At 54.4% G+C, this 333-nt stretch carries 1 pseudogene; it reads left to right on the forward strand.

What is annotated here, in order from left to right:
- Positions 1-72: 72 nt before the first annotated feature.
- Positions 73-333, forward strand: a pseudogene (locus tag CR103_RS21830) (IS6 family transposase); the annotation flags it as partial.

Genomic DNA, 333 nt, shown 5'->3' on the forward strand with positions numbered 1-333 from the left:
GGTTCCGTCGCATTAGCGGATTCCTGTCGGTCTTGAGGTAGACTGCGATGCCGTGGCTTTGAACGAATCGACATGCTCAACCTCAAAGGGATGCGTTTTCCGATCGATGTGATCTTGGTTTGTATCCGTTGGTATGTGGCTTATCCGCTGAGCTACCGGCATCTGGAAGAGATCATGCAAGAGCGCGGCGTGTCGGTCGACCACTAGTCGATCAACCGTTGGGCGATCCGCTTTTTGCCGCTCATCGAGAAGATGGCCTGCAAGCACAAGCGTCCTGTAGGCGCCAGCTGGCGAATGGATGAGACCTACATCAAGGTCAAGGGTGTCTGGAAA

Origin of the sequence: Massilia psychrophila (genome assembly GCF_002760665.1) — a bacterium.
In the GTDB taxonomy this organism is placed as follows: Bacteria; Pseudomonadota; Gammaproteobacteria; order Burkholderiales; family Burkholderiaceae_D; genus JAFCUW01.